Source organism: Gilliamella sp. ESL1225 (assembly GCF_058502635.1).
In genome coordinates, this window is the sequence record NZ_CP196358.1 from 104,521 (window position 1) to 117,923 (window position 13,403).

Sequence of the window (13,403 nt, forward strand, 5' to 3'; positions counted from 1 at the left end):
ATTAAGCACCAATAACACTAAAACGTTGTTTGTTATGTTGTGGATGTAATATTTCATCAACTAGAACAATAGCATAATCACTATAACTAATATAGCTTTGCCCATCTTTGTTAGCAATCGCTTGCTCACCACCAACAATAAATTTATTTGTCCGTTTACCTTCTGCATCAAAAATAGCTGCTGGGCTTAAATAACACCAATTTACATCATTACGGCTACGCAAATAATCAAGCTGTTTTGACATAGCGGTTGCTAATGGTAAATATTCTTTAGGAAATTCGCTCGTTTGATAAGCTTGCAAGGTCTGTTCAGGATTGACATATAAGCTACCTGCACCACCAACAAATAATAAACGTTTATTAGTATTAGCAACAAGATCACAGAGGTGTTTTGTTGTCTCCGTAAATTGATCCAATTGCGATGGATCCCAAATCCCAATAGCTGAAACAATCACATCAAAAGGAGTTAAATCTGCTTTAGTTAACGATAAAATATCTTTTTCAATAACTGGTAAGCCATCAACTTTTGATTTATCCCTAACAATCGCTGTGACATCAATCCCTTTTGATTTTGCTTCACTGACTATTTCTTTTCCTGAACGACCATTTGCACCAATAACTGCTATTTTCATTTCAACCCCTATCTTATTTTATTAATTGTTGACGAATAACAATAAGCTTAACAGCAACTTATCGTTTATTTATCACAAAGAAATTCGTAAAAATACTCTCGAATTCTAATGTAGACTAAACTAAAAAGTAATCAAATTTTATAATAACAGATTTGTGATATAAATCTACTTTTAATACAAATTACATGTTGTTCTTTAAAGAATGTGATTGAAGCACTTTTCACTTTGCAAATGATTAGCCCTATGCTAATCTTCTCACCACAATAATTATCGGTTTTATTCAATATCAATAACGCGCCAAACTAACCGATACTAATTAATAAATACAATAAAATGGGTCAAGGAAATGTACTACTATCAACTGCTCACCCCAAGCGAGTGGGATAACCTTATACAAGAATTTAGAGAGGGTGAGGGCGAATTTAGATGCAGCCCTTTTTATCCTCGTCGCATTAAATACTTCCATAAAACCGACTATCACCCGATTATTAAAAAGCTCGTTGCCAACCCCAATAGCTGTAAAAATTTCTATCCCTTACTGCAAAAAAACGGCTTACATTATGCGGCTTATTATCACCGTTATCCCGATAAGGTCGCGAAGTGTTTATTACAGGCCCTCTATCACGAACGACTTATTTTGCGCACCTTACCGATTTTCAATCCCGTTTTCGATATGCGCCCTCCCTCCCCACCTGTGCCACCGCCCATTCCATATAATAAAAAAATTCCGGAATACCAACCTGATTACACTTGGATTATTGTTGAACTCACCAACCGCCCCGCACAGCCCATCGGCTTTTATGATGGTATATCACCTGACATTAATACCACTCATTTCCTGTTCAATCATGATTTTAGCCCCGATGAAATTTTTTTAGGTAAGAATAAAAGTGTGTTTAGTACCGAAAAGGTGTATCCCAAAGTGCATTTACTGCTAGGCGGTGGACTAAATGCCATTGAACTTGCGGAAAGGGGCGATAAACGCTTACACGTTAAAAAACTGGCACAAGCCTGGCTTTATGACTTAACTGCCTTATTAACCTCCGGCAATTCGCCCTTTACGGTTGAGATAGATAACGCCCTAGCGGGTCAAATTAATTATGGCTATTCAACCGAGCATTTCCGCTATGCCCCTTTGCTTTGGCAACAAAATATGTTTCGACCGGATGAGCACATTGGGTTTATGTTTTATCAGCTACTGATATTATTAAACAACACCTATTTTTTTACCGCCGAGCAGCGCATCGGCACGTTAGACTATGAAGACAGCGAAGGGGCAACTTATCCGCCCTCCCTCTACAAGGACGTGATTTCAGCCGTTAGTCAGCTTAAACACAGTGAGGGATTTGATAAGGCGGATTATCGCTATCATAATAGTGATATCGTTAAACGTGTCCGCGCCTATCTCTATAGCCCCCTTGTGTTAGATGGCACAGGTGATGAGCGCGATGAAGAAACACGCTTAACAGCCGCCATTAAAACCGCCACGCAGCATGATAATCTTACCGATATCGAGTCCCTATACGTTAATGCCCTTAAGCTGCTCAAATACCTGCGGCAACCGGCTATTATTAAGCATGTTGAAACACGCAAAAAGTATCGGTTAAAAGGCACCCGGATTGAATTTGCCTATACGCAGCTCCCAAAATGTGATGAGGTACTGCTTCAACTTCATTCCAGTTATAAATATAAAATCATTCCCCAGATTGAGGATAATCCTTATCATCTCGATAACGATACAGCAGATTGCCAATTAATTGGACGTTATAACCCCAAGGATTTATGCCGCGTTAAAATCCCTAAAAAATGGGCACATATCGAAAAATGGCAAGTGATTAATGAGCCCGTTGAGCCTGACTTTGTTGATAACAAAATAGCCAGGTACACATGGACCGAGCACGATAAACAAAATGTTTGGAATAGCTTTGTACTGAGTGAGCAATTCTGCCTGCCTTTTCGCATTACCCCCATCGGTGACTTAGTCTGCCACACAGCACTCGTGACTGCGGGTTATACCACCGAAGGCAAATCAAACGAAGCCCTTGAGCACGAAATGCCCCGCTTTTTAGGGGGGATGAAAGTCGTACAAGGTGCAGCGACACTGATTGCTGCCAGCGCGTTAGCTGAAACCGGCATCGGTCTAGGGCTTGCAACCACGTTACTGTTTTTTGGGCTAGATAATATTCAATCAGGGACTCGGCAAGTAATATCGGGTGAATACACGTCAACAATCGGTGGCAGTTTAATTGAAGCAACCGGCATATTCCCCGATGGCACCGGCGAAGATATTTACGCATTAGCCGATATGACTGCAGCCGGTAAAGCGGGCTTAGTCATTAAAACAGCGACACAATCCCGTAATATCATCAAACTCACCAGCATTAAAGGCACCCCACCTGTTAAACCCAGTGAAATTGGCATTACCGTTGAGAATATCTCGCTTAATCAACGTAATATGATTACTATTGACGAGCCGACGTTTAGTCCATATGCTAAAAAGGAAACTACTGAGCAAATACTTCATAATTTACCAAAAACTAGAGTTGAGCTTTATACAGATCTAAAATCGAAAGGTTTTACAAATAATGGAAAATCGCAGGGAAATTATGAAACTTGGAAAGGCTCAGATGGTGTCACTGTAACAATCAAGCCAACCGGTGAAGTTATTAGAACACAAAGAGTATGGAAATCTGATGGTTCAGGTAAATATTCTGAACGACAAGATTATTTAGGTAATAGACTTCCAGACCAATCACATTCAACAGGACATTTTGTGGAGTAAATTATGAAATTTGAAGATGTATGCCTTGGAACTGTAGATTTTAGTAATTTCGGGTGCGATATTATTTTTGATATATGGAGTACTTATGATGGGGCATCTTTAGGAAAGATCCATTGTAAGAATGTAAAGGAATTTGAATTTAAAAATACACTTGATGGAGAAGAATTGTATGGTTCTTATATCGCTCTCGTGAAAATAGAATCAGGAACTTTAATAATGGAGTCTGGTGAGATTTGGTTTAGAGTGATTAGTGAAGAAATAATTTCCACTTTATAGATTAATAATCTTAGGTGTAATTAACGAAGATTTAACTTTTAATTATTAAAACAATATTAAATATGAACTTCTAAAATCTAATCAATGGGTAAACAATTCAAATACGAAGATTTTTATTAGTTCTAAAAATAGCTTATTAAATAATAAATATCCTTTATAAAAAATGACGATTAACTCGTCATTTTTTATTGACTATCTCAATACAACAAGCGCGGTTAATAGCGCATTTATTGATGACTATTTTAGCTATCTTAACCCCCATCAGTTAAGTAATGCCTTCGAGGCGAAGGCCCATCCCGCCTCGCTAATGTCCCCCGCTTCAACCATAACAAGTGGCATCCTCGGGTATTTTTGGGGCGATACGCTAAAAGCTCAAGCAGAGAAAAACCAGGCGTTTTTTGATAAATATGAAAATAAAATTATGGGGGGCTTGCAAGTCATTGGCGGGGTACTCACCCTTATTGCCGCTGTTGGCGTTGAAACAGCGACCGTGGGCTTTGGGACACCTCTTGCCCTGGCTATTGGCTTTATTGGCGCAGATAATATCGCCGCTGGTGTGACCCGGTTTATTACCGATAAAGAAGTGAGCACTATCGGTGAAAAAATCATTGCTAAAACCGGCATTGTCCCCAAAGGGTATGAAGGTATCACTTATGGACTGATTGATATTGGTGCTGCCAGTAAATTAAATGCCATTAACAAAATGGCGCATACTCGTCATAATATGGCTTATTTTAATCACCTTGCAACCAATACTGCTAATGCATCAAAAGGCACTATCATCAATGACATTAAAAGCCTTGAAATCGGCGCAACAAACCTCTCACCCAATACCCCATTTAAACGTCATACCATTAAGTTTCAGGGTTTTAGTGAGGTGAAGTTGGTTGAGAAAGAAACTGAGCAAAGTGCTAAAATTGAAACTGTCGAAATAAATAATCTTACCAATAAAACAATCTTTAGGACGAAGCCAACTGTAATCGCTGAATTAGAAATTAATGGAATAAAATTCATCGATTCAAATCAGACAGCTCGAGCAATTGAAAAAGCAAATGCTAATGAACCTACGTTAATTGCTGAACTAATAAATAATAAAGAATTATCATTAATTGAAAAAGGTAAAATTAAAAATCTTCCTTTGCCAAATAGTAATATGGCTAATGCGCATGCCGAAATAGCTGTTCTACAACAAGTACATAATGCCGGTTTAGCTAAAGGTGCAAATTTAAAAATAAACGTTAGTGGTAAACCTATTTGTGGATTTTGTAAAGGAGATATAGCTGCTATTGCAGAAAAAGCAGAAATAAAATCATTAACAATCAAAGAAATAGAAACAGGAAAAACTCTGTTTTGGGAACAGGTATGAGAACATTATTAATCGGAGAATAAACATGAAATTTTTACTATCATGGGTTATCAATAATGAAGGTGGCAATAAACAGCCACTAAATTTTGAAGATATAAAAATTAAACTTAAAAATTTAAAAAATAATAATGGAAGTGTTACATTAGATAGGATCGATATTGATGTTGGTGCGCTTTCATTACAAGTTTTATATGATCGAGGAAAATATTTATTAACACTAGGGGAAGATAACGGTGAAGAATATATTGTACGAACTTATGATAATAAATTAGTAGAACATGAAATGATAGAAATTCTTGGTGATGAATGGAGTTCTAATATTTTATTAGATGATTGGAATATAATTTTAAATTCATTTTATGATTTTTATGTAATTGGTGATGTTAGTAATACGTTATTAAATTAATACTATTATCCTTTTACATCTACAGTAAAAAAATTGCTGCCAGCGCGTTAGCTGAAACCGGCATAGGTCTAGGACTTGCAACCACGTTACTGTTTTTTGGGCTAGATAATATCCAATCAGGGACTCGGCAAGTAATATCGGGTGAATACACGTCAACAATCGGTGGCAGTTTAATTGAAGCAACCGGCATATTCCCCGATGGCACCGGCGAAGATATTTACGCATTAGCCGATATGACTGCAGCCGGTAAAGCGGGCTTAGTCATTAAAACAGCAACACAATCCCGTAATATCATCAAACTCACCAGCATTAAAGGCACCCCACCCGTTAAACCCAGTGAAATTGGCATCACCGTTGAGAATATCTCGCTTAATCAACGTAATATGATTACTATTGACGAGCCAACGTTTAGTCCATATGGGTCAGTGGGAGCAGCTAAACTCTGGACAGTTGCGGATAGGTTAAGGTATGCTCAATTACCTACTAAAAGGAAGAAGATGTTATGATGAAGAATATATTCTTTCTTTTGATAAAGACGAAGTTAAACCTACTGGAAAAAGGTTTAAAAAAGAAGACTTTTATTAATCCTAAAAATATCTTTAATAAAAAATATCGATTAAAAGGCGCTCACCATGTGAATTTATTTAAGTAATGGAAGCTACTCTTTGAATTCTTTCAATTATTTTTTTAAGTCCTTGCAAGCGTGACTCGCTTAATTCATCGATTATCTTTAATTCTTGTAATGCAGTAATATAATCAAATTCTGCAATTTGCTTTGCAGTTTTACCGTTACTTAAACTTAGCAATACAGCAATTAAACCTTTTACTATCCGGCCTTCACTGTCTGCTTGAAAAAGATAAGTCTCATCGGTCGTTACTTGATGCGTTATCCACACGCGATTTTCACAACCTTCAACTTGATTTTCGGCGGTTTTTAGATGCGCAGGAAAATCATCAACTTGCTTTGCAAGTAAAATCAATTGTCGATAACGATCTTGCCAATTTTGCTGTTTGGCAAAGAGATCAAATAAAGCGTTTGATGACAACATGTTTATGTCCTAAAAGTCAATCTCATTTAAAAGTAAAGAAACATTCTACTTAACTTAAAATGCTCAGCGCCATTTTAAGTGCCTCAATTAATTTATCAATATCTTGCCGACAATTATAAGGCATTAATGATAATCTTACCGCTCCCGATACGCCTAATTTTTGCATTAATGGATGAGCACAAAATTGCCCTGCTCTTACCGCGATATTTTGTTCACTTAATAAAATAGATAAATCATTATGATGTAAAGGAGGAAGGGTAAAAGTAATAATTGGGCTATGAGGAACTTGGTAAAATTGAATATCGGTAAATTGCTGTAACTGTTTCACAGCATAATCTGCTAATTGTTCAGTATAATGATTAAGTTCATCTAAATGCCATGTTGTGAGCCAATCTAATGTAGCCGATAATCCTAAAATCCCAGCAATATTAGGTGTTCCTGCTTCAAATTTATTAGGTAATTTTGCCGCTTGAAATCCACTAAATGAAACGGTTTCAATCATTTTACCGCCGCCTTGCCAAACTGCCATCTGTTCAAGTAATGATTTCTTACCATATAAAACCCCCATCCCCGTTGGTCCGTAAAGTTTATGGGCTGAAAAGGCATAAAAATCAATATTTAATTGCTGAACATCAATAGGATGATGAACCACTCCTTGCGCACCATCAACCACTAACAAAGCTGAATATTGATGAACAATCAGACTAATTTCGGCTAATTTAGGGCAAAAACCAGTCACATTCGACATTTGCGTAATGGCAACAATTCGAGTCCGTTGTGACATTAATGCTTTTAAATCGCAACTATTGCCAGACCATTCGATAACTTTAGCACCACATTGCTCAGCGACAATAAGCCAAGGGATTAAATTACTGTGATGCTCAAAAATGCTGACAATAATTTCATCCCCTTCTTTTAAAAAAGGGCGCGCATAACTTTGCGCAATGATATTTATAGATTCAGTAGTTCCTTTACTCCAAATAATTTCACTTGTCTCTCTTGCACCAATAAAATTTGCTACTTGTGCTCGGGCTTTATCAATAGCCTGATTTATATTCAATGTATTTTGATGCAGCCCTCGCTGAGTTGATGCCGTATTTTCTGCATAATAACGAGTGATTGTTTCAATCATTGATCTCGGTTTTAGCGCTGTCGCTGCCGAATCTAAATAGACAGTCGAAGAATTTAATGCGGGAAACTCTGCACTAAATTCTTGATATGAGAAGGATCTATTGGCTAAGTTCAAGTCCGGCAATACCATTCCAATAACCATTACAATCGCGATTATGTTCAATATGAAGCGGCGATAAACCCGCTTCATTTGCCCTAAATTGTTTAATAATATCAAGCGTTTCAATGCCCAGTGGCGAGATACGAACGATATCGACTAATCCTTTCATTTGTGTCAGATTATTGCCTAAATTATAACAATAACCACTTTGTGTTTGAATACCATTTAATACAAATACTTTTTGTTGTTCTTGCGAAAACACTTCGCGTCCAACCGGATAATTAATGCAACAAGTCATACATTTATCTTTGGGTTTATCTTCAGAACGAGCCGTAAAACAACGAGCAGAATAAGCGAGAGGTAAATATCCATAGCTAAATACTTCAATGTCAAATTTACGCTCAATATGCAAATCATCAAATTGTTTTAACATATTGATCAACCAATCCCGTGATAATTCAACCGGCATACACCAGCGCACCATTCCTTGTTTTTGTAATAATTTTAAGGTAAAAGCATTGTAACAATTGATTGCAGGACCTGCGACAAATGGTAAATTGTTTTCCTGCGCAATATTAATAGCAGACAAATCATTTGCTTCAATTAAAAAATCACCGTTATTAATTAGCTGACGCATTTCATTTAATTCAGAAGGCGCTTCAAGCAAAGCTAAAGTCGAAAGAACAACTTGCTTACCTGATTTTGCAACCTCTTTTGCTAAATCTAACCAATTAGGCACCTTCATTTCACGACGCTTTGAACAAACGGTTTCACCCATATAAACTATATCTGCATCGCTTTCTTTTGCTGCTTGATAAAACGCTTCCGTTTCAGTTCTAGTCCAATAATAGAGTATTGGTCCTAATGCATATTTCATCATATTACTCATATCTTTATTTTTTAATTTAGGATTGAAATCTATTGCCATTTGCGATGATAAGCACCTAAGGTTGTTTGTGTTCCTTCTGAAACTGCCCCTAAGCTATCTTTCCAATTTTGTTCAGCCTGATAAGATTGTGGATTATTCTTATATTTATCGATCGCTTGGCGCCAAACTTTAGTCACTTGTTCGACATAAGCAGGGCTACGTTGACGACCCTCAATTTTTACTGAGGCAATATTCGCGGCAAAAAGTTCGGGTAATAATTCAATGGTATTTAAACTTGTTGGCTCTTCGATTGGATGATAAAGCTGTTCACCGACATAATAACGACCTTTACATAAAGTTGGGTAGCCCGCGTTTTCTCCTTTTTTATGGCAATCAATTAAGACATTATTTAAACGCGACTCAAGCCCTTTTTCGGTTTCTTCCCAGCGAACAAATTTAGCTGGCGAGCAAACACCATCGGTATTTGGTGATTCACCCGTTAAATAAGAAGATAAATAGCAACGCCCTTCTGCCATGATACATAAACTACCAAAAGCAAAAACTTCAAGCGGAACGGGCGATACTTGTGATAATTGTTTTACTTGATGTATGGAAAGCACTCTTGGTAAGACAATGCGATGAACTTGGAAGTTATTATGATAAAACTTTATTGATTCTTCATTGGTCGATGAGGCTTGCACAGATACATGTCTTTCAAGCTGAGGGTATTTTTCAGCTGCATATTCTAACATAGCTAAATCAGCAATAATTAATGCATCTGCACCAATATTAGCGGCCGTATCAACGGCGCTTTGCCAACGAGAAAAATTTTCTGGATGGGCAAAAGTATTAATGGCAATATGCAACTTTTTACCACGTTTATGAACATAATCGGCGGCTTCAAGTAACCGTTTCTCATTAAAATTTAATCCTGCAAAGTGACGCGCATTAGTATCATCTTTTAATCCAATATAAACAGCATCTGCACCATTATCGATAGCAATTTTTAACGAAGGCAATGAACCTGCTGGGCAAAGAAGTTCCATAATTATTCCTAACACAATTCTTTATTCAAAACAGGCGTTATTATGCAATATTTTCAAGACTAATGCGATATAAACATAAATGGGTGATAAAGATAAACTAGTAAAAGTTAAGCAAAACCTTTATACTAACGGGCGTTAAATTGCCTATAATTATTTTAGACAAAATCCGTTCTTTAAAATCATCAATTTGGAATAAATTATGCATCCGATGCTCAATATCGCTATTCGCGCTGCCCGCAAAGCAGGAAACGTTGCCATTAAAGCCTATGAAAACCCATCTTCAATCGACGTGATTAACAAAGGTGAAAATGATTTTGTCACCAATGTGGACAAAGCAGCAGAAGCGTTAATTATTGAAACCATCCGTAAAGCATATCCAGATCATACTATTATTACTGAAGAAAGCGGCGTCCTAAAAGGTCGAGATCAAGAAACCCAGTGGATAATCGATCCCATTGATGGTACAACCAATTTTATAAAAAATATTCCCCATTTCGCTGTTTCTATCGCTGTTCGCGTAAAAGGTAGAACAGAGGTTGCTTTAGTTTATAATCCAATGTCTAACGAACTATTTACAGCTGAACGTGGTGCGGGTGCTCAACTCAATGGTTACCGTATCCGAACTGGCGCAAGTAAAAGTTTAGATGGTACTATTTTAGCAACCGCTTTTCCTTACACCTTAAAACAATATAGCGATAATTATTTTGAAGTATTACAAAAATTATTTACGCGCTGTGCGGATTTTCGCCGTACAGGATCTTCTGCATTAGATCTTGCTTATGTCGCAGCGGGTCGATTTGACGGATCATTCGAAATAGGACTAAAACCTTGGGATATCGCGGCAGGTGAGTTAATTTTACGCGAAGCTGGGGGCGTTATTACTGATTTTGCAGGGGGTAATAATTATATGGCTTCGGGTGATATTGTGTCAGGTAATCCTAAAATAGTTAAAGATTTCTTAGTGACAACACAGTCATTATGGAATGAAAAATTACGTCAGTAATTTATTTTTTGATATTCAACACGATCAAGTATACCCATAAAATCGTTTTATCATTTTGTTTTATCTTATTAGATAAGATGAAAATGATAAAACGATTTATGATAAATTAAATCCTATGTTATTACCTTGCCCTTCTTCCGTCACAAATACCCCAACAGCAGTAATTAACTGTTCATTATAATAAATAAGTGGAATACGGTTACGTTGCCACGGTGCAATCGCCAGTTCTTGCCATAATTTTTTTAGTGGGCGGGAGCCTTGTCGACCAACAATTCTAAATTGCCCTTGTGCATGAAATCTAACCGTTATTTTTTCATGCTCAAGAGGCTGACGACAAATTAAATCAGATTCAAGACTAAACGTTAAATTACCTAAATTATCAGGTAGCGTTAAAGGTAATGAAAGTGTCCAATCCAATTTGCATTGCTGAATATCGTTGAAAATCGGTAATAAATAAAGTTTATTTTGAAAACGGCGAATTTGTTTATCATTTAAAATAAATTGTGGATTGGCATCTTGACGAGCTAATACCATTGTTTGCCAAATTGCCGTTAATTGTATTTGACTTGGCATACTTATTGCTTGCGATTTTAACCACATACGTAATAACGCATTGCGTTTAGAGTCAGAATAGGATTGTAATGGTGTAATATGTAATCGCTGCTTTTTATCGACAACTAAATTAAAATCATCAGTTAATAATTCGTTTAACAGGCTTTCTTGTTCCTGACAATGTTTAGCACTACGCGCCACCATTTTTGAAAAATGTGCCCATCTTTGCGTTAGTAATGGCATCACCTTTAAGCGCAAAAAATTACGATCATAATGCTCATCTTGATTACTTTCATCTTCAATCCAGGCTAATTGATGTAAATGCGCATATGTTTCGATTTGGTGCCTGGAGATAGTCAATAAAGGACGAATATGTTGATTTTTTTCTTGCGGCATGGCAGATAAACCCGCAAGTCCACTACCTCGTTTTAAAGCAAGCAAAAAAGTTTCAGCTTGATCATCAAGGTGTTGCGCTGTGCATAATATTTCATTGTCTTGGCGATGATGATAAATAGCTTGATAACGAGCCTTGCGAGCTTGTTCTTCGATATTGCCTTTTGTTGTATCTAAATAGACTTTTTCAATAATTAAAGGGATTTGCCATGTGTTACAGATCACTTGGCAATGGGTTGCCCATTCATCAGCATGGTCGCTTAATCCATGATGAATATAAATTGCTCTTAATTGCAAATCGACTAGCCCTTGTTTTTTTAAGCGATATAATGCATATAATAAGACTGTTGAATCAATACCACCACTATAAGCAATAAGCAATTTTCTCTTATCTTTTATCGCCGTTAATAGCGTTTGTTCAATAGTATCATTAATAAGAATTTGAGGATTTTTCATACAATCAAATTTATAGAATGCCTATTAAAAACGTTTAAACTATAACTAAAATTTAAACGTTTTTTAATAATGCATAGGTAAGCGCTAGATTTAGGTATTGACCGAATCAATACGAGCAAGTCCCTCGTCTAGATCATTAATTAATTCATCGACATCTTCAAGCCCAATATGTACCCGAATTAAAGTTCCTGTAAAATCAGCACCTGATATTGGACGTATTTCCGCGATTTCTTCCGGTTGATTGGCTAATATTAACGATTCAAATCCGCCCCATGAATAAGCCATTGCAAAATAATTCAAATGATCTAAAAAGGCTGACAATTGTTGATCGGTTAATTTTTCTTTCAATATAAATGAAAATAAACCACACGAGCCTTGAAAATCGCGCTCATAAAACTCATGTCCTTTACAGCTGGCTAAAGCAGGATGATTAACCCGTTCTACTTTGGGGTGATTTGCAAGCCATTGCGCAATTTTAAGACTGCTTTCATGATGTTGTTTTAATCTTACAGCCAAAGTCCGTAAACCGCGAAGCGCCATATAAGCTGTATCGGCATCGCACATTTGCCCCATTAAATAAGAACGATTTTGTAACCTATGCCAACAACGCTTATTGGCAACAGCAGTTCCTAACATCGCATCAGAATGACCAATTAAATATTTGGTTCCAGCTTGAATAGAAATATCAATATCATGTTCTAACGCATTAAATAAAACACCTGCTCCCCACGTATTATCGATCATAATAACGATTTCTGGATTAACCGATCTTATTGCTTTAACAATAGTTGGGATGTCCATAATTTCCATCGTAATTGAACTTGGAGATTCTAAAAACACAATTTTTGTATTTGGCTTAATCAGATCAGCAATTTCAGCGCCAATTAATGGTGGAAAATAATCCGCACTAACACCAAAATCTTTTAACACTTGATTAGTAAAGGTCTGTGTAGGCTCATACACCGCTTCTGAAAGTAAAATATGATCACCTTGTTTAACAAAAGCTAAAATTGCATTGGCAATAGCAGCCGCGCCGCAAGGATAGAGATAACACCCTGCTCCACCTTCAATTTCGGATAAGGCTTCTTGTAAAGCAAAATGGGTTAAGGTGCCTCGACGACCATAATATAAATGGTGTTTGGTATGATTTTTGGCGGCTTCTTTTTTCGCATCAACCGTATCAAAGACAAGTGACGAAGCACGTTGAATAACTGAATTAACCGCACCTTGCGTGAAACGTTTTTTTCGACCTGCATGAACTAATTTTGTTTGTAAAGCCATAATTTTCCTTTTTATGTTTATAGATTTTATTACCGATTAGCATAACATGCTGGTAAAATAGTA

14 protein-coding genes are annotated in these 13,403 nt (G+C 36.7%); 6 read left to right on the forward strand and 8 right to left on the reverse strand.

The annotated features are described in order from the left end of the window. Position 1: 1 nt before the first annotated feature. A complete protein-coding gene (locus ACSYSW_RS00440) occupies positions 2 to 631 on the reverse strand; it encodes an NAD(P)-dependent oxidoreductase (protein WP_491705219.1) in 630 nt (209 codons plus the stop codon). Positions 632 to 977: 346 nt separating this feature from the next. Here ACSYSW_RS00440 and ACSYSW_RS00445 point away from each other — a divergent pair, with 346 nt between their 5' ends. From ACSYSW_RS00445 to ACSYSW_RS00460, 4 genes are all read left to right on the forward strand, one after another. After that, positions 978 to 3,413, forward strand: coding sequence for a hypothetical protein (locus ACSYSW_RS00445; protein ID WP_491705218.1), 2,436 nt, complete (start codon positions 978 to 980; stop codon positions 3,411 to 3,413). A 3-nt stretch (positions 3,414 to 3,416) separates the two neighbouring features. Continuing rightward, a complete protein-coding gene (locus ACSYSW_RS00450) occupies positions 3,417 to 3,689 on the forward strand; it encodes a hypothetical protein (RefSeq protein ID WP_491705217.1) in 273 nt (90 codons plus the stop codon). A gap of 163 nt (positions 3,690 to 3,852) precedes the next feature. Further along, positions 3,853 to 5,055, forward strand: a complete 1,203-nt coding sequence (locus ACSYSW_RS00455; RefSeq protein WP_491705216.1) for a cytidine deaminase-like fold-containing protein — start codon at positions 3,853 to 3,855, stop codon at positions 5,053 to 5,055. Between the two features lie 25 nt (positions 5,056 to 5,080). Next, complete coding sequence (locus ACSYSW_RS00460) at positions 5,081 to 5,461, forward strand: DUF6911 family protein (protein WP_491705215.1); 381 nt, start codon at positions 5,081 to 5,083, stop codon at positions 5,459 to 5,461. Positions 5,462 to 5,480: 19 nt separating this feature from the next. Here ACSYSW_RS00460 and ACSYSW_RS00465 read toward each other — a convergent pair whose 3' ends face one another. Further along, positions 5,481 to 5,651: a hypothetical protein gene (locus tag ACSYSW_RS00465; RefSeq protein WP_491705214.1), complete on the reverse strand. Its 171-nt coding sequence runs from the start codon at positions 5,649 to 5,651 to the stop codon at positions 5,481 to 5,483. A gap of 43 nt (positions 5,652 to 5,694) precedes the next feature. On the opposite strand from ACSYSW_RS00465, the gene ACSYSW_RS00470 reads away from it, so the two are divergent. After that, entirely contained in the window at positions 5,695 to 5,967 is a 273-nt protein-coding gene (locus tag ACSYSW_RS00470; protein ID WP_491705213.1) for a hypothetical protein, read from the forward strand. Positions 5,968 to 6,105: 138 nt separating this feature from the next. On the opposite strand, the gene csdE is transcribed toward ACSYSW_RS00470, so the two are convergent. The 4 genes from csdE to ubiU are packed head-to-tail and all read right to left on the reverse strand — an operon-like array spanning position 6,106 to position 9,655. Beyond that, the gene (csdE, locus tag ACSYSW_RS00475; protein WP_491705212.1) at positions 6,106 to 6,510 is read right to left on the reverse strand and encodes a cysteine desulfurase sulfur acceptor subunit CsdE; all 405 of its coding nucleotides are present in this window, start codon (positions 6,508 to 6,510) and stop codon (positions 6,106 to 6,108) included. Between the two features lie 49 nt (positions 6,511 to 6,559). Further along, positions 6,560 to 7,771 carry a cysteine desulfurase CsdA gene (gene csdA / locus ACSYSW_RS00480; protein WP_491705211.1) on the reverse strand — a complete coding sequence of 404 codons (1,212 nt, stop codon included), beginning with the start codon at positions 7,769 to 7,771 and terminating at the stop codon, positions 6,560 to 6,562. Then, positions 7,740 to 8,618, reverse strand: a complete 879-nt coding sequence (locus ACSYSW_RS00485) for a U32 family peptidase (protein WP_491706134.1) — start codon at positions 8,616 to 8,618, stop codon at positions 7,740 to 7,742. The genes csdA and ACSYSW_RS00485 overlap by 32 nt, the downstream gene beginning before the upstream one ends. Before the next feature lie 41 nt (positions 8,619 to 8,659). After that, positions 8,660 to 9,655: a ubiquinone anaerobic biosynthesis protein UbiU gene (gene ubiU, locus ACSYSW_RS00490; RefSeq protein WP_491705210.1), complete on the reverse strand. Its 996-nt coding sequence runs from the start codon at positions 9,653 to 9,655 to the stop codon at positions 8,660 to 8,662. Positions 9,656 to 9,854: 199 nt separating this feature from the next. Between ubiU and suhB the strand changes: the two genes are divergently transcribed. Continuing rightward, entirely contained in the window at positions 9,855 to 10,658 is an 804-nt protein-coding gene (gene suhB, locus ACSYSW_RS00495; protein ID WP_491705209.1) for an inositol-1-monophosphatase, read from the forward strand. Positions 10,659 to 10,754: 96 nt separating this feature from the next. Here the strand turns inward: suhB and tilS are convergent, their stop codons facing one another. After that, positions 10,755 to 12,059: a tRNA lysidine(34) synthetase TilS gene (gene tilS / locus ACSYSW_RS00500; protein WP_491705208.1), complete on the reverse strand. Its 1,305-nt coding sequence runs from the start codon at positions 12,057 to 12,059 to the stop codon at positions 10,755 to 10,757. A 90-nt stretch (positions 12,060 to 12,149) separates the two neighbouring features. Continuing rightward, positions 12,150 to 13,340 carry a cystathionine beta-lyase gene (gene metC / locus ACSYSW_RS00505; protein ID WP_491705207.1) on the reverse strand — a complete coding sequence of 397 codons (1,191 nt, stop codon included), beginning with the start codon at positions 13,338 to 13,340 and terminating at the stop codon, positions 12,150 to 12,152. Positions 13,341 to 13,403 lie beyond the last annotated feature (63 nt).

Coding starts and splice junctions, on each gene's coding strand:
- ACSYSW_RS00440 (WP_491705219.1), bottom strand. CDS start 631: ATGAAAATAGCAGTTATTGGTGCAAATGGTCGTTCAGGAAAAGAAATA.
- ACSYSW_RS00445 (WP_491705218.1), top strand. CDS start 978: ATGTACTACTATCAACTGCTCACCCCAAGCGAGTGGGATAACCTTATA.
- ACSYSW_RS00450 (WP_491705217.1), top strand. CDS start 3,417: ATGAAATTTGAAGATGTATGCCTTGGAACTGTAGATTTTAGTAATTTC.
- ACSYSW_RS00455 (WP_491705216.1), top strand. CDS start 3,853: ATGACGATTAACTCGTCATTTTTTATTGACTATCTCAATACAACAAGC.
- ACSYSW_RS00460 (WP_491705215.1), top strand. CDS start 5,081: ATGAAATTTTTACTATCATGGGTTATCAATAATGAAGGTGGCAATAAA.
- ACSYSW_RS00465 (WP_491705214.1), bottom strand. CDS start 5,651: ATGCCGGTTGCTTCAATTAAACTGCCACCGATTGTTGACGTGTATTCA.
- ACSYSW_RS00470 (WP_491705213.1), top strand. CDS start 5,695: ATGACTGCAGCCGGTAAAGCGGGCTTAGTCATTAAAACAGCAACACAA.
- csdE (WP_491705212.1), bottom strand. CDS start 6,510: ATGTTGTCATCAAACGCTTTATTTGATCTCTTTGCCAAACAGCAAAAT.
- csdA (WP_491705211.1), bottom strand. CDS start 7,771: ATGGTATTGCCGGACTTGAACTTAGCCAATAGATCCTTCTCATATCAA.
- ACSYSW_RS00485 (WP_491706134.1), bottom strand. CDS start 8,618: ATGAAATATGCATTAGGACCAATACTCTATTATTGGACTAGAACTGAA.
- ubiU (WP_491705210.1), bottom strand. CDS start 9,655: ATGGAACTTCTTTGCCCAGCAGGTTCATTGCCTTCGTTAAAAATTGCT.
- suhB (WP_491705209.1), top strand. CDS start 9,855: ATGCATCCGATGCTCAATATCGCTATTCGCGCTGCCCGCAAAGCAGGA.
- tilS (WP_491705208.1), bottom strand. CDS start 12,059: ATGAAAAATCCTCAAATTCTTATTAATGATACTATTGAACAAACGCTA.
- metC (WP_491705207.1), bottom strand. CDS start 13,340: ATGGCTTTACAAACAAAATTAGTTCATGCAGGTCGAAAAAAACGTTTC.